The 18873-nt window shown below is 65.7% G+C and carries 19 protein-coding genes; 8 read left to right on the top strand and 11 right to left on the bottom strand.

Features of this window, described 5'->3' with window-relative positions:
• Positions 1-143: 143 nt before the first annotated feature.
• Complete coding sequence (locus ABF648_RS09690) at positions 144-1136, bottom strand: L-lactate dehydrogenase (protein WP_415632078.1); 993 nt, start codon at positions 1134-1136, stop codon at positions 144-146.
• 130 nt (positions 1137-1266) lie between these two features.
• The gene (locus ABF648_RS09685) at positions 1267-1464 is read right to left on the bottom strand and encodes a hypothetical protein (RefSeq protein ID WP_415632077.1); all 198 of its coding nucleotides are present in this window, start codon (positions 1462-1464) and stop codon (positions 1267-1269) included.
• Between the two features lie 98 nt (positions 1465-1562).
• On the opposite strand from ABF648_RS09685, the gene ABF648_RS09680 reads away from it, so the two are divergent.
• Entirely contained in the window at positions 1563-3656 is a 2094-nt protein-coding gene (locus ABF648_RS09680; protein ID WP_415632076.1) for a DNA gyrase/topoisomerase IV subunit B, read from the top strand.
• 103 nt (positions 3657-3759) lie between these two features.
• Complete coding sequence (locus tag ABF648_RS09675) at positions 3760-5109, top strand: MFS transporter (RefSeq protein ID WP_415632081.1); 1350 nt, start codon at positions 3760-3762, stop codon at positions 5107-5109.
• Here ABF648_RS09675 and ABF648_RS09670 read toward each other — a convergent pair whose 3' ends face one another.
• The 5 genes from ABF648_RS09670 to ABF648_RS09650 form a co-directional block, all read right to left on the bottom strand.
• Positions 5110-5604: a beta-class carbonic anhydrase gene (locus ABF648_RS09670; RefSeq protein WP_415632075.1), complete on the bottom strand. Its 495-nt coding sequence runs from the start codon at positions 5602-5604 to the stop codon at positions 5110-5112.
• 84 nt (positions 5605-5688) lie between these two features.
• Positions 5689-6606 carry a 2-dehydropantoate 2-reductase gene (locus ABF648_RS09665; RefSeq protein WP_415632074.1) on the bottom strand — a complete coding sequence of 306 codons (918 nt, stop codon included), beginning with the start codon at positions 6604-6606 and terminating at the stop codon, positions 5689-5691.
• Between the two features lies 1 nt (position 6607).
• A complete protein-coding gene (locus ABF648_RS09660; RefSeq protein ID WP_415632073.1) occupies positions 6608-9067 on the bottom strand; it encodes a DNA gyrase/topoisomerase IV subunit A in 2460 nt (819 codons plus the stop codon).
• A 19-nt stretch (positions 9068-9086) separates the two neighbouring features.
• Positions 9087-10097: an MDR family oxidoreductase gene (locus tag ABF648_RS09655; protein ID WP_415632072.1), complete on the bottom strand. Its 1011-nt coding sequence runs from the start codon at positions 10095-10097 to the stop codon at positions 9087-9089.
• Between the two features lie 270 nt (positions 10098-10367).
• Positions 10368-11441 carry an App1 family protein gene (locus ABF648_RS09650; protein ID WP_415632071.1) on the bottom strand — a complete coding sequence of 358 codons (1074 nt, stop codon included), beginning with the start codon at positions 11439-11441 and terminating at the stop codon, positions 10368-10370.
• Positions 11442-11496: 55 nt separating this feature from the next.
• Here ABF648_RS09650 and ABF648_RS09645 point away from each other — a divergent pair, with 55 nt between their 5' ends.
• From ABF648_RS09645 to ABF648_RS09635, 3 genes are read left to right on the top strand one after another with little or no spacing between them, the layout of a single operon-like run.
• Positions 11497-12096 carry a DUF5998 family protein gene (locus ABF648_RS09645; protein ID WP_415632070.1) on the top strand — a complete coding sequence of 200 codons (600 nt, stop codon included), beginning with the start codon at positions 11497-11499 and terminating at the stop codon, positions 12094-12096.
• A complete protein-coding gene (locus tag ABF648_RS09640; protein WP_415632069.1) occupies positions 12093-13235 on the top strand; it encodes an alkaline phosphatase family protein in 1143 nt (380 codons plus the stop codon). Before ABF648_RS09645 ends, ABF648_RS09640 begins: the two co-directional genes overlap by 4 nt.
• Position 13236: 1 nt before the next feature.
• Complete coding sequence (locus ABF648_RS09635; RefSeq protein ID WP_415632068.1) at positions 13237-13902, top strand: thymidine kinase; 666 nt, start codon at positions 13237-13239, stop codon at positions 13900-13902.
• Positions 13903-13936: 34 nt separating this feature from the next.
• On the opposite strand, the gene sepH is transcribed toward ABF648_RS09635, so the two are convergent.
• Positions 13937-15184, bottom strand: coding sequence for a septation protein SepH (sepH, locus tag ABF648_RS09630; protein ID WP_415632080.1), 1248 nt, complete (start codon positions 15182-15184; stop codon positions 13937-13939).
• A gap of 235 nt (positions 15185-15419) precedes the next feature.
• Here sepH and ABF648_RS09625 point away from each other — a divergent pair, with 235 nt between their 5' ends.
• Positions 15420-15716 (top strand): DUF4193 domain-containing protein, encoded by a 297-nt coding sequence (locus ABF648_RS09625; RefSeq protein ID WP_415632067.1) that lies wholly within the window; start codon positions 15420-15422, stop codon positions 15714-15716.
• A 94-nt stretch (positions 15717-15810) separates the two neighbouring features.
• Here the strand turns inward: ABF648_RS09625 and ABF648_RS09620 are convergent, their stop codons facing one another.
• Entirely contained in the window at positions 15811-16110 is a 300-nt protein-coding gene (locus ABF648_RS09620; RefSeq protein WP_415632066.1) for a DUF4235 domain-containing protein, read from the bottom strand.
• Between the two features lie 160 nt (positions 16111-16270).
• Between ABF648_RS09620 and ABF648_RS09615 the strand changes: the two genes are divergently transcribed.
• Positions 16271-17041 carry a DUF3710 domain-containing protein gene (locus ABF648_RS09615; protein WP_415632079.1) on the top strand — a complete coding sequence of 257 codons (771 nt, stop codon included), beginning with the start codon at positions 16271-16273 and terminating at the stop codon, positions 17039-17041.
• Between the two features lie 12 nt (positions 17042-17053).
• Positions 17054-17530: an OB-fold nucleic acid binding domain-containing protein gene (locus tag ABF648_RS09610; protein ID WP_415632065.1), complete on the top strand. Its 477-nt coding sequence runs from the start codon at positions 17054-17056 to the stop codon at positions 17528-17530.
• A 45-nt stretch (positions 17531-17575) separates the two neighbouring features.
• On the opposite strand, the gene ABF648_RS09605 is transcribed toward ABF648_RS09610, so the two are convergent.
• Entirely contained in the window at positions 17576-18253 is a 678-nt protein-coding gene (locus ABF648_RS09605) for a potassium channel family protein (protein ID WP_415632064.1), read from the bottom strand.
• A 43-nt stretch (positions 18254-18296) separates the two neighbouring features.
• Positions 18297-18873 (bottom strand): NAD-binding protein (locus ABF648_RS09600; protein WP_415632063.1); only part of this gene is annotated, 577 nt, incomplete at its 5' end.

Genomic DNA, 18873 nt, shown 5'->3' with positions numbered 1-18873 from the left:
GGGGGGCTGGCGGGGGCGGGGGGCGGCGGGGGGGGGGTGGGGTGGGGGGGGGGGCGCCCCCCCCCCCCCCCCCCGGCGGGGGGGGGGGGGGGGGGGCCCCCCCCCCCCCCCCCCCAGTTCTTCGTCGGAGCCCGATCAGTTGATCAGTAGCCGATCGAATGCAGGATGGAGTGCAGGGTAGCCGCGGAGGTCTCCAGAGCACCGCGCTCAGCCTTGGACATCGGCACCGTGACGGCGCGGATGATGCCCTGGTTGTTCACCAGCGTCGGCACCGACAGTGCCACGCCGGAGATACCGTAGTAGTCGTCCAGGGTGCTGGAGAGCGGCATCAGGCTGTGGCTGGCGGACAGCAGGCGCTCGATGAGATAGGCCCCGGACAGACCGATCGCGTAGTTGGTGGAGCCCTTGCCTGCGATCACCTGGTAGGCGGCTTCCGCCACATCCTGGGCGATCTGGGTGGTGACATCGTCGGTGAAGGGGCGGTTGCCGTTGTCGTCGATCCACTCCTTGACGGGCACCAGGCCGATTGTCGCGGTGGACCACAGGGCGAACTCGGAGTCGCCGTGCTCGCCGGCCATCTCGGCATGCACATTGTTCTCGCTGACATTGGCGCGCTTGGCGATGAGGTGGCGCAGCCGAGCGGTGTCCAGGCTCGTCCCGGTGGAGAAGATCCGGTTGTTCGGCAGGCCAGAGATCTTCTGCGCGACGACGGTCAAGACATCGCAGGGGTTGGTGACGAGCACGATGAGCGCGTCAGGTGCGACATTGAGCACCTTGGGGATGATGTCACCGATGATCTTGGCATTGATATCGGCGAGGTCCAGGCGAGTCTGGCCGGGGCGCTGCGGTGCGCCGGAAGTGATGATGACGATGTCGGAATCGCGCAGCACCTCGGGGTCAGCGCCACCGGTGACCTCCGGGCCTGCGTAGACGGTGCCGTGCGCGAGATCGGCCACCTGGGCCAGGGTCCGCTTCTCGTCGATGTCATAGACCGCAATACGCGGCACAACCCCGCGGATGATCGTTGCATAGGCCAAGGCCGAGCCGACTTGGCCGGCCCCAACGATACCGACTTTGGGAAGGTCATTCTTGGTACCGACTGTGGGATGATCACTCACGACGTGGGTCGTGGTCATGGAGGCTCCTTCGAAGGCGCCCGGAATGGTCATGCCGAGTTTCCGGGCAATGCGTCAGCCACGCCGTCGAGCAAGGCCGGGCTGAACGTTTTCACGCCTGCATGAGGTGTCACAACGCCCAGATCCATGCTCAGTCTAGAAGACTCGTTTCTCCCTCGAGTTTCACCGCTACCTGTCTGATCTTTTCGGCGTGCGCGCGAGCGTGATGAGCGCAGAACAACAGCACGCCGCCATTGTCGAGAAGCACCTTCAACTGTGCCCGCGCACCGCAACGGTCGCAGCGGTCGGCTGCCGTCAGCTCGGTGTTCTCGAATGCTGTCGTGCTCACGACACCTACAGTACGCGGGCCCACCAGATGCCCAAGCCGGATGGGCTGGTTGATCGGCTGTCAACAGCACTGTCAGTGGCCGCAGCTAGGCTCTCAACGTGTCAAGAATCACCGATGTCGACGGCCAGCCGGGTGCGATCCGTGCCTATGGCGCCAAGAATCTGCTCGTCCTGGAGGGGCTCGAGGCAGTACGCAAGCGCCCCGCGATGTACATCGGCACCACCGACACCCGTGGACTCATGCACTGCCTGTGGGAGATCATCGACAATGCCGTCGATGAGGCCCTCGCCGGATTCGGTGATCACATCACTGTGCGTCTCAATCCGGATGCTTCCATCTCGGTCGCTGACCAGGGCAGAGGCATTCCCGTCGACATCGAACCCCGTACCGGCCTCACCGGCGTCGAAGTTGTCCTCACCAAACTGCACGCGGGAGGAAAATTCGGCGCAGGCAGTTATGCAGCCACCGGCGGCCTGCACGGTGTGGGCGCCTCGGTGGTCAATGCGCTGAGCACCCGTCTGGACGTCGAGGTCGACAGGGCGGGCAAGACCTGGGCGATGAGCTTCAGGCGCGGGCACCCAGGTGTCTTCAAGGGCGAGGGGCCAGATGCCGAGTTCATTCCCGGCGGTGGCCTGCGGATGGTGGGCACGGTGGCAAAGAGGATCACCGGCACCAGAATCTGCTACTGGCCGGATCGGCAGATCTTCCTCAAGGACGCCCAGCTGTCGCTGGAACAGCTGCTCGGGCGGGCCAGGCAGACCAGTTTCCTGGTGCCGGGGCTGGGCATCGAGGTGATCGATGCCCGTGATGAGGTGCAGGAGCCTTCGGCTACCACCTTCCGTCACGAGGGCGGCATCGGTGAATTCGTGGAATTCCTCGCCGAGGGCGAACCGTTGACCGAGGTGCTACGACTCACCGGCTCCGATACCTTCGTCGAGACAGTCCCGATGCCCGATGCGCACGGGGCGATGGTCCCTGCCGAGGTGGAGCGCCAGCTCGATGTGGACTGTGCGGTGCAGTGGTCGAACGGCTACGACGCCGTGGAGCGCTCCTTCGTCAACATCATCTCCACACCCAAGGGAGGCACCCATGTGCAGGGCTTCGAGCGAGGCCTGGTGCGCGCCTTCGCAAAGGGTCTGGACAGCACGCGGCTGCTCAAGAACTCCGAAGAGGTCACCAAGGAGGACATCCTCGAGGGTTTGACCGCAGTCGTGACGGTCAAGCTGCCCGAACCGCAGTTCGAGGGTCAGACGAAGGAGGTGCTCGGCACGCCGCCGGTGTCTCGGCTGGTCGCGAAGATCATCGAGACCCAGGTGTGCGACTACCTCACCTCCACCAGGGCCACGACCCGTCAGCAGGCGCGCATCCTCATGGAGAAGGTGGTGTCCGCCTCACGTACCCGAGTGGCTGCGAAGGCCCACCGGGAGAACCAGCGGCGCAAGAACGCTCTGGAATCCTCCAGCCTGCCGCCCAAGCTCAAGGACTGCCGCAGTGCCGATGGGGATCGCAGCGAGCTGTTCATCGTGGAGGGTGACTCGGCCCTGGGCACCGCCTCGAAGGCACGGGATTCGGAGTTCCAGGCGCTCCTGCCGATCCGCGGCAAGATCCTCAATGTGCAGAAGGCTTCGGTCGGTGACATGTTGAAGAACGCCGAGTGCGCCGCCATCATCCAAGTGGTGGGTGCTGGTTCAGGCAAGACCTTCGACATCGACCAGGCGCGCTACGGGAAGATCATCTTCATGGCCGACGCCGACTCCGACGGCGCGCACATCCGCTGTCTGCTGGCCACGCTGTTCTTCCGCTACATGCGCCCGATGATTGCTGCCGGACGGGTCTACAGCGCCGTCCCGCCGCTGCACCGCTTCGAGCTGATCAATCCCAAGCGCGGCATGGACAAATTCCTCTACACCTATTCAGACCCGGAGTACGAGCGCACGATGGCCCAGCTCACTGCGAAGGGCGTGCACTTCAAGGAGCCGCAACGCTACAAGGGCCTGGGCGAGATGGACGCCGACCAGCTGGCCGATACCACCATGAATCCCCGGCACCGGCTGTTGCGCCGGATCACTCTGGACGAGGTTGAAGCCGCAGCGACCACCTTCGATCTGCTGATGGGTTCCGATGTGGCGCCGCGCAAGAAATTCATCGTGGAGGGTGCCTATCAGCTCGACGAGGAGCGCATCGACGTATGAGGCTGCGATCTCACCATTGAGTGTCCGGACAGGCACCTGCGCGTTGCTCCAATGTCGTGTGGAATTCATCGTGCCGCTCTAGCGTGGGCAGGTGAGTTCTGAAATGGCGGCGCTGCCTGGCCGCGGCGCACTGGACGAATCCGGGTCTGCACCGAGGAAGAAGGTGTTCGCCTGGGCGCTGTGGGACTGGGGAACCCAACCCTGGAACAGTGTCGTGACCACTTTCGTGTTCAGCGTCTACCTGGTCAGCAGCCACTTCGGCACCGCCAACCACACGGCCCTGGTGCAGTCGATCTGCCTCACCGCTGCGTCCGTCATCATCGCTTTGACGGCGCCCATATCGGGCCAGGGATCCGATCGGAGCGGGCACACCATGCGCACCCTGCGCCGGCTCACCTGGGCGCTGGCCGCCAGCACCGCGATCCTGGTCATCGTGCATCCCTCACCGGTGTGGCTGTGGCCGGGCTTCCTGCTGGTGGGGTTGGGCACGATCCTGTCCGAAGTGGCCTCGGCGAGCTACAACGCGTCCATCGACCAGGTGGCCACCAGACGCGATGTCGGCCGGATCTCCGGGTTCGGCTGGGGGATGGGCTATCTGGGAGGCATCGTCGCGCTGCTGGTGATCTACTTCGGATTCATCGCCCCGAAGGTCGGCCTGTTCGGTGTGACCAGCCGGGACAGCATGAACATCAGGGTGCCGATGCTGTTCTGCGCGCTGTGGATGCTCGTGTTCACCGTGCCGATCTTCCGCACCTTGAAAGACCAGCCGGTGAACGAACCGGTGAAACGACTGGGCATCATCGGCTCCTACCGGCGCCTCTGCGGAACCATCGTCTCGCTGTGGCACACCCATCGCACCATCGTGTGGTTCCTGCTCGCCTCGGCACTGTTCCGTGACGGCCTCAATGGCGTCTTCATCTATGGCGGCGCGATGGCGCAGAACACTTTCGGCTTCTCCGGCGGGGAGGTGGTGATCTTCGGTGCCGCCGCGAACATCGTGGCCGGAGTGGCGACCATCGCGATGGGCCGGATGGACGACCTGATCGGCCCCAAACCGGTCATTCTCATCTCACTGAGCTGCCTGGTGGCGATCTGCATGGCGGTGTTTGTGCTGCACGATCGGGGCCAGACGATGTTCTGGGCGTTGGGGCTCATCCTGTGCATCTTCGTCGGCCCGGCCCAGGCGGCCTCCCGCAGCTATCTGGCGAGGATCATTCCGGACGGCATGAGCGGTGAGATCTTTGGTCTGTACGCCACCACCGGCCGGGTGGCCTCGCCACTGTCACCGGCGTTGTTCGGTCTGTTCGTGACGATCGGCATGGCGGTGACCGGCAAGGAAAACGCTCAGTACTTCGGCATCATCGGCATCTCGGTCGTGCTGTTCGCTGGGCTGGTGGCGCTCATCCCAGTGGGATGCGGCAGCACTCAGGGCAGAGCTGTCAACCCTCGGTGATCAGCACAACTGGGTGAGTGAGCCGTTGTCGACGTCGTAGATGAAACCACCGATCGTGGCGTGCGGCCCGACCAGCGGATGGGCCCTCAGCCTGGCGACGTCGGCGCGCACATGGGCCTCCTGGTCCGGGTCGGCGCCGAAGGTGCACCAGCTGGCATCGTCGCCCGTGGCAGCCTTGATCTTCGCCACCACGGCGGCGTCGTCCCCGCCGGCCATTGCGCACTTGGTGTGCTCCACCACACAGATCCGGTCGACGCCGAGCACGGTCACAGCGAGGATGCAGGCGTCGAGGGATGACTCCTCCAGGTGGCCGCCAGGATTGCGCAGCACCTTCGCATCCCCAGTCTTCAGGCCGAACATCGCCAGCGGCTCGAGACGGGCGTCCATACAGGTGAGAATGGCGATTCCCCTGACTGCGTGCGGGTTGGCCCCGGCCAGGGCGAAGTTGTCGGAGTATTGCTTGTTCGCAGCGAGGAGATCATCGAAGTCGGGCACATTCAACACCCTATTTCGCCGCTCGGCCACCATCATGGCGGGCGGGGTGAAGATCGCTGACGGCTCAATCACATGTGTCGCGGCTCAGTGCTGTTCTCCGCGCCCCAGTTTGAGCACCTCGTACATCAACGCGTGCAGAGGCGTCGGCACGCCGGCCTCACGCCCATAACGCACCACTGCGCCGAGCTGCGGATCCAGTTCACTGGGCCGTCCGGCCATCAGATCCCGCTGCAAGGAGGTGGTGGAGGACGGCGGCTGGGTCTCGATGAAAGCCATCGTCTGCTCCACGATGTCAGCGGGCAGCTCGACCCGGCGTGCCACGGCGACGTCCCTGATCTCAGCAATCGCCGTGGCCAACAGCTCTCGAAGGTTCGGCCGGCTCAGCAGCTCACCGATCGGCAGCTGGGTGAGAGCTCCCAGGCCGCCCGGCGGAACCACGATCATGGACTTCTCCCACAGCAGCTCCCAGATGTCGCGGGGTGCGGGGGAGGGCACGCCGGCTGCCTCCAGGACGCTGCGCATCGCGGCGACCCGGGAGCTCACCTCGTTGTTCCACTCGCCGATCTCCAGCGTGCCAGGACCACCACGGTGCTCTACGACACCTGGCTCGGCGATCTGGGAGAAGACCTTCACCACACCGGGCATGGTGTGTTCCCGGCCCACCACGCTGGCGGTCATGCGGGGGCCGTCCACCCCGTTCTGGGTGGTGACAACCGCCGTCGAGGCTCCGATGAGCGCTCCTGCGGGTTCGAGCGCGTCGATCACCTGGGTGGCCTTGACGCAGCACAGCACGAAGTCGACCTGGCTGATGTCGGCTGGATCGTCGGTGGCATGCACATGGACGGTCTTGTGGCCCTGACTGCTGGCCACGGTGAGCCCACGCCTCCGGAGCGCATCGAGAGTGGCGCCCCTGGCTACGAAGTGCGTCTCGACCCCGGACTGCACCAACTTGGCGCCGAAGAAACCGCCGACACCGCCTGCTCCGATCACTGCAATGCGCATGTCACCAGCCTCCCATGCTGGGCACGACGCGTGACGACACGGCCGCGATCGGCTGCGGGGCGGGGATACCTGAACCATCGCGCTTCCCGGTGGCCGGGGGCAGCTCCACCGGTGTTCCGGAGGCCGCGGCGGCGATGGCTGGCGACGGGCCTGCCCAGGCCAGCGTCAGGATGTCCTCGCCGCGCAGGAGTCGCTGGCAGCGCATCCCCCTGGTGGCCCGTCCCCTGGCGGGGTATTCACCGAAGTCGGTGACCTTGACCGATCCTGGTTCTGCTCCTGGCAGCGCATCCGACGAACCCGCGACGCTCACCAGCACAGCGCCCTCCACCGGGCAGGCGCCGAACCATATGGCCGTGGCATCGTCGGCGAGCTTGATTCCGGCCACACCTCCACCGCCGCGGCCCTGCGGCCTGACGGCCGATGCCGGGAAGTGCAGCAGCTGGGCATCGGAGCTGACGAACACCAGTTCGTCGTCAGGATCCGCGAGCTGCACCGCACCCACGAGTTCATCGCCCGGGGCCAGCCGGATGACCTCCCACGCGTCCCGTGCCAGCACCTCCGGGGTGACCCGCTTCACGGTGCCGGCGCGCGTGCCCAATGCAAGACCTGGTGAATCTGCTTCCAGCCTGGCCAGACCGAGAATGCGTTCCCCCTTGCCGAGGGGGATCAGCTCGCTGGCGCGGGAGCCGCCTCGAAGGCTCGGAGCGCTGGCGGTGGCCACCACCTCGGGAAGATCGAGGGCTTTGGCCCGCACCAGCCGGCCCTGGTTTGTGAGCACACCGAAGTCGGCATGCGTGGTGAGGGGCACCGCGGCCACGATGACGTCGTGCCGCGCGCGTGGGCCCGTCGACGGCAGGCTGAGCTGACCTTCGGCTCGGCCCATCCGGGCGAGCAGACCCGTTGAGCTGAGCATGATCCAGCAGGGCTCATCGGGCACCTCAAGCGGGGCGCCACCAGGAGTGGGCAGGCCGGAGCCCTCCAGCAGCAGGGTGCGGCGTGGTGTGGCGAATTTCTTCGCAATGGCCTTGAGGTCGTCACGGACCAGGGTCTTGAGCCGCTCGGGGTCATCGATGATCGCGGTCAGGTCCTCGATGCGCCGCTGCAGCTCATCACGCTCTGCCTCGAGTTCGATGCGGGAGAGCTTCGTCAGCCTGCGCAGTTGCAGATCGAGGATGTAATTCGCCTGGATCTCGTCGAGGTCGAAAGCCTCCATCAGACGGCTGCGGGCCTCGGCTGCGTCGTCACTGGAGCGGATGATGGCGATCACGTCATCGATGTCCACCATCGCGACCAGCAGGCCGGTGACGATGTGCAGCCTCTCCTCGGCCTTGCGCAGCTGGAAACGAGCCCGACGCAGGCTCACCTCGAGGCGGTGGTCGAGATAGACCTGAAGCATGTCCTTCAGGCCGAGAGTGCGAGGCTGGCCATCCACCAGGGCGACGGCATTGATGCCGAAGGAGTCCTCCAGCTTGGTGTGCTTGAACAGCTGGTCCAGCAGGGCCTCGGGGTTGATGCTGTTCTTCACCTCGATGACCAGCCGCAGGCCATTGGTGAGGTCGGTGAGGTCCTTGATGTCGGCGATGCCGGACAGCTTCTTGGCCTGGACGAGGTGCTTGATCTGCTCGATGACCTTCTCTGGGCCCACCCCGAACGGCAGCTCGGTGACGACGATTCCGCGCCGGCGAGGGCTCACCTGCTCGATGCGGGTCGTCGCCCTGATCCTGAAGACGCCTCGGCCGGTCGCATAGGCATCGCGGATGCCCTTGAGCCCGATGATCTTCCCGCCGGTGGGCAGATCGGGACCGGGTACGAAACGCATCAGACGGTCGAGATCTGCGTCGGGGTGGGCCAGCAGGTGGACCAGCGCCTGCACCACCTCGGACAGATTGTGCGACGGAATATTGGTGGCCATCCCGACGGCGATGCCGGTGGCACCGTTGACGAGCAGATTCGGGAAGGCGGCGGGCAGCACGGAGGGCTCCAACTCCTTGCCGTCGTAATTGGGCCGGAAGTCGACGGTGTCCTCGTCCAAACCGTCCAGCATCGGGAGGGCTGCCGGGCTCATCCGGCACTCCGTGTAGCGCATGGCGGCCGGGCCGGCGTCCAGCGATCCGAAGTTTCCGTGCCCCTCGACCAGCGGAAGCCGCATCGACCAGTCCTGGCCCATCCGCACCAGCGCCTCGTAGATGGCGGAGTCGCCATGGGGGTGCAGCTTTCCCATCACATCGCCGACCACGCGCGCGCACTTGACGAAGGCGCGATCAGGCAGCAGGTGCTGCTCGTTCATCCCGTAGAGGATCCTGCGCTGCACCGGCTTGAGGCCATCGCGGGCATCGGGCAGGGCGCGGGAGTAAATCACCGAGTAGGCGTACTCCAGGAAGGAGCTCTCCATCTCCTGCGTGACGTCGACATCGATGATGCGTTCCTCGAAGTCGTCATCGATCTGTTTCGTGCCTGCCATGTGCGGTGGAACTCCTGTCTCACAAATTCATGTCGACGACGATGCGCCCATAGGACATACCGGCCAGCAACTTCTTGGCCATCTCGAAGGTGTCGTCCAGGCCGATGGTCTGGGTGATCACGTCGAGGGCAGTGAGGTCGACCTGCTCTGCCAGGAGCTTCCATGCGGCTTCCCGATCGGCCAGTGGGGCCTGCACGGAGTCGATCCCGGCCAGGGTGACCGAGCGCAGGATGAACGGCATGATGCTGGCCGGCAGCGCACCCGACGCGGCCATTCCGCAGGCCGTGACAGTACCGCCATATTCGGTCTGGGCGAGCACATTGGCCAGCACATCGCCGCCCAGCACGTCGACCGCACCCGCCCAGGACTGCTTCTGCAGGGGACGTCCCGGTGCGGACAGCTCCCCGCGGTCCACGATCTGGTTCGCACCCAGCTCGGACAGATAGTCACCGAAGTCCTCGACGCGGCCGGTGAGAGCCGCAACCTCATGCCCCAGCCCAGCGAGCAGCATGGTGGCCACGGAGCCGACCCCGCCGGTGGCGCCGGTGACCAGGATCGGGCGTTCGGCGCTGGAGACGATGCCTGCCTCCTGCAGGCGCAGCACGCACAGCGCCGCCGTATAGCCAGCAGTGCCCAGCGCTGCAGCGCGCGCAGGGCTGAGTTCATCGGGAAGACGAATGAGCGCCTCGACGGGCGGTTTCGCAAGCTCGCTGAGCCCGCCCGGATGGTTTTCGGACATGCCTGCGCCATTGACCAGCACCTTGTCACCAGCATCCCAGCGAGCATCCGAGGACTCCACAACGGTGCCCACCAGGTCGATGCCGGCCACCAAGGGCGTGCTGCGTACGATGCCCGGATCCCCGGCCAGCACGATGGCGTCCTTGTAATTGAGGCTGGAGTGACTCACCTCGACGGTCACCGGACCCTCGCCCAGCTGCTCGGCGGAGATCTCTTCGACGGCCGCCCGATTCACCGGCGCATCCGGACCTGTCGGGACTGGATTGGCACGGATGACTATCGCTTTGGGCATTGCGACCTCCTGGATCGTTCCCACTGGACATGACAAGGCTGGCTGCCACGCATGTTATCCAGCCCTGCTTCGGCGCGGCACGGTTGCGGGCTCGTGCCATCGTCATCCGTTCGGTGGTCACACTGGCACGGGATCTGTTGGCACCGAACCTCGTGAGCGCAGGGGAGTGCTGGCGACGGGCGCTCGCCGAGGCAGCCTCCCAGCCCGGGCCGCGACGTCCTGTCCGCTGCCCGGACGGACACCACCCCCGAAGAGGGCAGAACTCCAGCCTCAGTGGCCGAGAGAGTTCGCCTCCTTGCCGTCCTGGCTCGCCAGAACCGCCTGCAACTTCGGCCACAGCTCGTCCCCATCGGAACCATCGACCGCAGGAGTCTGTTCCGGCGTCCACTCAAGATGCGCCGAATCCATCAGCACGGTGGCAGTTCCGTGCGCGAGGAGCTGCTCTGTCGGCGACAGCGTGCGGATCACAATGGCGCGCACCCTGTCCGGGTGCAGGTCGGCGAATTCGTGGTACAGCACGGGGTCGTGCTGCCCGTTGTCCCCGACGAGCACCCAGCTGATTCCGGGGAAGTCACGGGCCAGTTCGCTCATCGAGTAGCGCTTGTGATCGGTCCCCGAGCGGAACCAGCCGTTGGGGGTGGGCCCAAAGTCGGTCAGCAGCATAGCCCCGCGGGGATAGCCGTGCCTGGCCATGAAGCGGCGCAGGAAGGGCACTGCGCTCCACGCGCCGGTGGAGACATAGATCACCGGCGCACCGGGATGCTCGGCCAGCAGATGCTGATACATCCGGGCCATCCCCGGCACCGCCTGGCGATTTCCCTCGGTCTGCATGAAGCTGTTCCAGATGGCCAGCGCCACACGAGGCAGATAGGTGGAGATGATGGTGTCGTCGATGTCGGAGATGATGCCGAAGTGCTCGTCCCTGGCGATGACCTGCACCGGGGCGTCCACCGGCGCAGCTCCCGGGGACTCGAGCCGCACCCGATGCCATCCAGGCGTCAACCGGTGGGCCTTCACCGTGATGTCGATGTATCCCTTCCGGTCTGTGCGCAGATGCATCGTCTCGCCCGCGATGTGCAGCGTGGCGCGCCCCTTGGGCACCGGCTGACCGACGAAATTGCGCCAGCCCCGGCGGTTGAGCCAGGCGGCCGCATAGTTCGGCAGCGGCATGCCGGGGCGGGGAGGGGCGAGCACCAGCCGGCCCAGAATCCGGACGTGGTCCTCGGTGCCATAGCCGGTGTAGGGCACGAGCGCCTCGTGCCATCCCCTCCGGCGCAGCGTCCTCGCAATGCACCGGTTGAGAAAGTCCTCCACACGCATTCCGAAGGAAGGACGATGCTTCATGGCACCCACACTAACCGGGGCGCCCCGCCGCATCGGAGGGTGGCAGGATGGCTCTGTGACGACAGGCGCTCAGAGCATGCTGCCCGGCGACCTCATCCGGTGGATCAACGACTGCGGATTCTTCCCGCAGCTGGTGGCCGATGCTGTGACGCTGTCCCTGGCAGATGAAGACGTGGACGAGTTCGTGGTTCAGCACGAGGCCGTCGTGGGTCCGGACGACATACTGCGCCATCTGACGGTGCTCGTGCTCACACCGAGCAGACTGCTGGTGGTGCACACCGATGAGCAGGCCGACGAGCACGGGCAACCTGTCGCTGTCACCAGCTCCGAGTCGGTGCCGCTCGACACGATCGGGGTCGTCACGCTGACCCGCTCCATCTCCAATCCCGAGCAATTCGGCACCGCACGCCGTTCGCACACCATCGACATCGTGCTGTCGCTGGGCTGGGGCGCTGTCCGGTCGCTGGAGGTCGTCCCGGCACAGTGCAGTGATCCGCAGTGCGGCATCCAGGGCTGTTTCAGCGGTGAAATGGTCAACGAGGATCTCACGGTCCGGATGAGCCCGGCAGCCGATGACGATGCTTCCGTCGCCCATTTGATGGGCCTGGCCACCCTGCTGCAGCGTCGCGTGCCGGCTCGGCGGCAGGGCCGATGAGCGCTGTGCTCCCGTGCGGCCCGGCCTATGGGCGTGGCACGCTGGCCGAGCTCATGCCCGCCATCGCATCCCAGCTCGGCGTGCCCGGTGCCCATGACGCCTTCGGTCTGCCGCGGGCCAGGGCCTATGTGCTCTTCCTCGTCGACGGCCTGGGCTGGCATCTGCTGCGCCGGCACCTGGGTCAACTCGGGTACTTCCCCCAGCTGCTGGCCGATGCTCGCCCGATCAGCGCGCCGGTGCCCTCGACCACCGCCGTCTCGCTCACCACCCTCGGCACAGGCTGCCCGCCCGGCGAGCACGGAATCGTGGGCTACACCTTCCGCACGGCTCGGCACGCACGCGTGCTCAATGCCCTCAGATGGGGTCCCGAGGACCCCATCCCGGAGTCATTCCAGCCGCTCGGTACCTGGTTCGAGATCCTCAGCGCCGCAGGTGTCGCGGTGTCCAGCGTTGCCAGAGCGAAATTTCAGGATTCTGGGCTCACCAGGGCCGGGCTGCGCGGGGGGCGCTATCTTCCGGTCGCCGACCATGCAGGTGCCCAGGAGCGCATCACTCAGGTGAGCGAGGCTGTCGGCGGGAGCGGCCCTGCCTTCGTCTATCTGTATGACGGTGACCTCGACCACATCGGGCATGCCCGCGGAGTGGGTTCGTCCCAGTGGCGCGGCACGTTGCAGCGCATCGACGAGGACCTGGAGAAGCTGAGAGATGCGATGCCCGCGGATGTCTGCGTGCTCGTCACCGGAGACCACGGCATGGTCGACGTGCCAGCAGAACACCACATCCTCGTGGAGGACGAACCGAGACTGGCCTCCGGTGTGGATCGTATGGCGGGAGAGGGCCGCTTCCGTCAGCTGTACACCGATGCACCGGCGAAGCTGGCTGCTCGCTGGTCGGGCGTCCTCGGTGAGAGAGCCTGGGTGTGCACCCGCGAGCAGGCTGCCGAAGCCGGATGGTTCGGCCCCGAGCTCAGCGCCAGATCCGGCGAGCGTCTCGGTGATGTCCTCGTCGCGATGCGCGGCGACTGGGCCGTGATGACCAAGACCAAGCCCCATGAGCTCACCCTGATCGGTCAGCACGGCTCCCTCACCGAGGACGAAATGCTCGTCCCGCTGCTCATCGACGAGGGCTGGGCCGACTGAGGTGGACGCCGCCGCACCCACTAGCGCCGAGCTGCTGTTCTTCACCGGTCCGATGAACTCCGGGAAATCCACCCTTGCCCTGCAAACCGCTCACACCCAGGCCTTTCATGACCGTCAGGGCCTGCTCTTCACCAGCCGGGACAGAACTGGAACGGCGTCCATCAGCTCCCGGATCGGCATGCGCCGCACGGCCATCGAGGTGGATGCTGCACTCGACTTCTGGGCCAGGGTGGTTTCTGCGCTCACTTCCGGGGCGCGGATCGACTTCCTGGTGTGTGACGAGGCCCAGTTCTACACGCCCCGCCAGGTTGACCAGCTCGCCCGCATCGTCGACGAGCTGGACATCGATGTCTTCTGCTTCGGAATCCTGACAGATTTCCGCAGCCAGCTGTTCCCCGGATCGCGGCGGCTGGTGGAGCTGGCGGATCGGGTGCAGACCATGCAGGTGCAGCCGCTGTGCTGGTGCGGAGCGCGTGGCACGATCAATGCCCGGGTGCTCGACGGCAGGGTGGTGACTGAGGGCGATCAGGTGCTCATCGCCGACACCGAGGACACTCCTGGTGGTGACGGGCTGCACTACGAGGTGCTGTGCCGAAAGCACTTCCGGCTGGGCATGGGCCGCCCGGTCGACGCAACGCTGAGCCCCCAGACGCTGCCCTTCGAGTGAGGCGCGCGCAGTCGAGGTGCGCGGGCGGGGGAGGTCACTTCTTCTCCCGCCCGTCGCTGGGACCGCCGAACATGATTTCGTCCCAGGTGGGCACGGTGGCCCGGTGCGAGCGGCGCCGGCGGCTGCGCTTGGTGGTTTTGGCCGACGCGGCGGGGTGAGTGCCCTTGACCAGTGGTTCCTGATCCGGGCTGTCCTGCTGCCCGGCGGGCTGATCAGACTGTGCGCTCGGTTCGTCGGTGGACTCCGCAGTTTCGTGCTGCTCCGGCTCCTCTGGCTGGACGGCAGGCTGCTTCAGCGTCGACCCCGGGCCGTGAGTTTCGGCCTGCTGCTCAGCCAGGTTCGCAGCGGCGTCCGGCTCTGGAGCATCATCCCCGCCGTCATCGGCCGTCTCCGTCCCATCAGGGCTGGTGTTTCCGTCCCCATCAGGGCTGGTGTTTCCGTCGAGCTGCACCGGGGTGCCCAGCCCCGAGTACACGTGCACGGAGTCCTCGTCGAAACCGGCCAGCATGTCGTAGAGGACATCCATGTCCGACGGCGGATTGGGCACGATCTCGTAGACCCCGTCCCTCTCCTCCAGGACGCCATCGACGAGTTCATCCTTGCCGGTGGTGCCATGATTCGCCTTGGCAGCCGCGTAGAGCTCGGCCAGTGCTGAACCACCGGCGATGGTGGGTGTCTCGTCGTCCTGCACTGCGCGCACCAATGCCAGTTCGTCGTTGAGGTCGATGGTGGGCTCGTCATCCGGGTCGCTGTCAGTGCGCGGACGGGGAGCGGGACGGCTGCGGGGCGGTTCCTCACCCACCAGCCACTGGGCATCGGAGTTCACCGGCGTGGCGTATCTGCCCCGATGGTCGAAATCGAACAGGGCTTCATGGCCTGCAGACCCGGACTGGTAGGAAATTCGGACGGTCCAATGCCGGTCCGCCCGATCCTCCTCGCGCCATGCGTCCCACAGCACCGAATCGGGTTCCACACCGCGGCTCGCCAACCGCGGTGTCACCACCTCTTCCAGATCCGACAGTGCATCTGGTGAACTCGCCTGGCGCACCTGTGCGGAGTGGGCCAGTGCGGCGATGTGTTCACGTTCGGCGAGGACGGGTGCGGCGTAGCCCTCGATGCTGTCGACCGGTACGCCAGCGGCGCGCGCGACATCCTCGAGTGATTCGCCTGCGCGGATGCGCGACTGGATCTCCCGTGGCGTCAATGCACTGTCCATCTGGATCTCCCTGCACGGCGCCCGGTGGTTCGCCCGCCAGGCACGGTCATCGCTGTTCTTCGTCACCACTCGGCGACGGTATCCTGACCAAATCTACCGCGAGCCCACTGTCAGGCCCGCATGCACACCTGTACACCGTCACGGTGGGAAGATCTCCGAATGGAGTTGCGCTTTCGTGGATCTCATGTATCATTCCCGCGTTCTGTGGTCGGCAGAACCATCAGTGCGAACGGGATGTGGTTCGTGAGCGCTGATATCGATGCGATCGGACTTTCCGGTCACAGGTATTCGGAAGGGCACCATGGCTACTGATTACGATGCACCTCGCAAGTCCGACGACGAGACACGTGAGGACTCGATCGAGGAGCTGAAGAGCCGTCGCAACGACAAGAACTCGGGCAAGGTCGACGAGGATGAGGCGGAGGCGGCCGAGTCCTTCGAGTTGCCCGGGGCGGATCTGTCCCACGAACAACTCACCGTGCGGGTCTTGCCGCGTCAGGCTGACGAGTTCACCTGCTCCGGTTGTTTCCTCGTGAAATCACGCAGCCAGCTGGCGGAGACCATCAACGGCAAGATGTACTGCGTGGATTGCGTCTGAGCGAACCGTGTCCTGTGGTTTGCGTCTGAGCTGAAACATCAGGTCCGGGCCCGCTCCCCGTGGGCCCGGACCTGATGTTCATGGCTCCGATGACTCAGCCCGTGAAGGGCTTTGCTGCGTAGTCCGGCTCATCCACCAGGTCGCCGGTCTTGGCCATGCTCTTCTTCGCCGCGCCGCGTTGCACGAGCAACTGGACCAGACTGATCACTAGCGTGGTCGCGAAGAACCAGGTCACGGCCTTGACGACCGGCACATCGGGGTCGGCGGGATCCGGAGGCTCTTCGCCGGTGACATCGCGCCAGCTCTTGGTGAGCAGGTGCCGCCCGATCAACCCGACCGCTGCGCTCGCGGCGGCGGTCAGAATCTTGAACTGCATGTTCTTGACGAGTGCCATTGGCTCCCTACTTTCAGCAAGGCCTGGATTGTCTGGCCAAGACCATCCTAGAGCGCTGACCATGCGCGGGGAGTGAACTGCGTGGGTCCCTCACGGGCTAGGGTTGGTGCGGTGACATCGGGGCGTACCCGGCAAGTCGGAGTGATTTGGGAGAGCCGTGATCTTTGGCCGCAAGAAGCATGCACCGGACGACGCCGACCCGGAGATCGATGACGACCCGGCAGTCGAGCTGCCCGACGACGACACGGATGCTGCCCATGGGATTTCAGCTGGGGGCGGCGATCCGGATGAGGATGACAAGCCAGAGCGTGAGGCACCCAAGGACGAATGGGAGATTTTCGATGCCTCTCAGGACTGGCGCGCAGATGGCCCCTTCGACATCTCCGAGGTGGATCTCGACGCCGACGATGTCGAAAGGCTCGACTTCGGCTGCCTCGTGCTCACCCCCTTCGACGGGATGCAGCTGCAGCTCCAGGTGAACCAGCAGACCCAGGAGGTCCAGGCCATCCTGATCCTCGAGGGACAGTCGGTGCTTGAGCTCTCACTGTTCGCCGCGCCCTCGGACCGCGTGATGCTGGGCCAGGTCCGCGACGAGATGCTCGCCAACACCTCCAAGGATGGTGGCACCTTCACCCTCTCCAAGGGGCCTTTCGGTACCGAGGTGCGCAGGGTGGTGCCCATCACGACGCCCGACGGCCAGCATGGATATCACGTGTCGCGCACCTGGTTCGCCCAGGGCCCGCGCTGGTTGCTGCGCGGTGTGGTGATGGGTGAGGCAGGACTGTCCGAAGGCAGCGATGGCCCTGGCGAGTTGCTTTACGAGTTCTTCGCCAACACCGTGGTGCGTAGGGGAGATCGCCCGATGGTGCCTGGCGATCTCATCACCTTGAGTCTTCCGGAGAGCCTCAAGAACCAGCCGGCTGCTGACTGAACCTCGCGAGCCATGACCACCTCTCGACGCACCGCCTCTCCACGAGATGCGCCCCGCGAACCCGGTACGGCCCGCGCCGATGCATCGCGTCCTGGGCCGGATGCCGCCGTTCCGGAGCAGGCACAGGCTCGTGGGTTGCGGCTGCCGCGCTGGTTCCGCAGGCTGTTCAGCTCCGATTCCGATCTGGAATCGGAGGAACTCGTCGCGCAATCGGTGAAGTCGGGTGCCACGCCGATCGGTAAGGCGCCTGATCGTCGTCGCGTCACGGTCCAGGGAACGGTGTCGGCAGTCACCCTCAATCCACGCGAGCGTCACTCCTGGCTCGAGGCCGATCTCACCGATGGTTCGGGCACCGTGCTGCTGGTGTGGATGGGACGCCGGACCATCGCTGGAATAGATCCGGGAAGAAAACTGCGCGTCACCGGCCTCATCAACCGGAACGGCGACACCCCGGTCATCTACAACCCGAATTACGAACTGCTGGGTTAGGCATCCTCTCGCAAGGCCTTCCGCGGTGCCTGGGCACCGCAGTGCTCACGCCCCGCGCCGCTTGGCGGCGGGCACCAGGTAGCGGGACAGTTCCTTCTCGTGCTCCTCGGTGATGGTGAACAGCAACTCGTCGCCGATCTCCACCGCCGCGTCGCGTTCGGGAGCATGGGCGCGCCCGTCCCTCACGATGGCCACCAACACGCCGTCGCCGGGCAGATTGAGATCACGCACGCGTTGGCCGATTGCGGGCGAGTCGTCAGGCACCGTGAGTTCGACCAGATTCGCCGAACCCTTCTTGAAGGTCATCAGCCGCACCACGGCGCCGACGCTGACAGCCTCTTCGACCAGGGCGGACATGATGCGGGGTGTGGAGACGGCAACATCGACGCCCCAGCGCTCGTCGAACATCCACTCGTTGCGGGGATGGTTGACTCGCGCCACGGTGCGGGGCACCCCGAACTCGGTCTTGGCCAGCAGGGTGTGGACGAGATTCGCCTTGTCGTCACCGGTCGCGGCGATGGACACATCGCAGGTCTGCAGGTCGGCCTCGGCCAGCGAATCCATTTCGCAGGCATCGGCGAGCAACCACTCGGCCTCCGGAACAGTGTCGGACTTGATGGCATGCGGATCCTTCTCGATCAGCAATACCTCGTGTCCGTTGGCGACCAGCTCGCGGCCGATGGACCGGCCGACATTTCCTGCGCCGACGATGGAGATCCTCATGCCGGGATGACCTGCCTTTGTTGGTGGACTGTATGGGGCACCGTCAGTGCCGTTCGGGGGCCGCGGCCAGGGTACGGAAGACGGATTGGAAACGGTCGTTGGTGGCCGCGATGTAGATCACATCGCCCTCCTGGAGAAGCAGATCCGACGGTGGGATGAGGCCAGTGCCCATTCGGGTGAGGAAGGGAATCCGTATGTGCAAGGTTGCCTCGAGTTCCTGGATCGAGGTGCCGGCCCAGCCATTGGCGAAGGGGGCCTGCAGCAACGAGGTCATTCCCGAGGGATCGCGCCACACCGGAGTGGCCACATCGGTGAGCAGACGATTCATCACCTGCCCGGCCGCCCAGCGCACCGTCGCGACGGTGGGGATGCCGAGTTTCTCGTAGACCTCCGCGCGCCCTTGGTCGTAGATGCGCGCCACCACGTTCTGCACGCCGAACTCCTCGCGCACCACCCGGGCCGCCAGGATGTTGGAGTTGTCCCCGCTGGCCACCGCCGCGAAACCGGCGGTTTCGCGGATTCCCGCCGTGAGCATCACCTCGCGATCGAAGACGCCGCCCTTCACGGTGCCGCCGTTGAAATCTGGGCCCGGCCGCCGGGATGCCTCGCCATTGAGGTCG

The organism is Propionibacterium sp., from assembly GCF_047719395.1.
In the GTDB taxonomy this organism is placed as follows: domain Bacteria; phylum Actinomycetota; class Actinomycetes; order Propionibacteriales; family Propionibacteriaceae; genus Propionibacterium.
This window is presented reverse-complemented; position numbering and strand designations above follow the sequence as displayed.

Bases quoted from the DNA above. Each gene is read 5' to 3' on its own strand.
- ABF648_RS09690 (WP_415632078.1), bottom strand. From the start codon at position 1,136: ATGACCACGACCCACGTCGTGAGTGATCATCCCACAGTCGGTACCAAG.
- ABF648_RS09625 (WP_415632067.1), top strand. From the start codon at position 15,420: ATGGCTACTGATTACGATGCACCTCGCAAGTCCGACGACGAGACACGT.
- ABF648_RS09650 (WP_415632071.1), bottom strand. From the start codon at position 11,441: ATGAAGCATCGTCCTTCCTTCGGAATGCGTGTGGAGGACTTTCTCAAC.
- ABF648_RS09665 (WP_415632074.1), bottom strand. From the start codon at position 6,606: ATGCGCATTGCAGTGATCGGAGCAGGCGGTGTCGGCGGTTTCTTCGGC.
- ABF648_RS09640 (WP_415632069.1), top strand. From the start codon at position 12,093: ATGAGCGCTGTGCTCCCGTGCGGCCCGGCCTATGGGCGTGGCACGCTG.
- ABF648_RS09605 (WP_415632064.1), bottom strand. From the start codon at position 18,253: ATGAGGATCTCCATCGTCGGCGCAGGAAATGTCGGCCGGTCCATCGGC.
- ABF648_RS09660 (WP_415632073.1), bottom strand. From the start codon at position 9,067: ATGGCAGGCACGAAACAGATCGATGACGACTTCGAGGAACGCATCATC.
- ABF648_RS09655 (WP_415632072.1), bottom strand. From the start codon at position 10,097: ATGCCCAAAGCGATAGTCATCCGTGCCAATCCAGTCCCGACAGGTCCG.
- ABF648_RS09675 (WP_415632081.1), top strand. From the start codon at position 3,760: ATGGCGGCGCTGCCTGGCCGCGGCGCACTGGACGAATCCGGGTCTGCA.
- ABF648_RS09610 (WP_415632065.1), top strand. From the start codon at position 17,054: ATGACCACCTCTCGACGCACCGCCTCTCCACGAGATGCGCCCCGCGAA.
- ABF648_RS09620 (WP_415632066.1), bottom strand. From the start codon at position 16,110: ATGGCACTCGTCAAGAACATGCAGTTCAAGATTCTGACCGCCGCCGCG.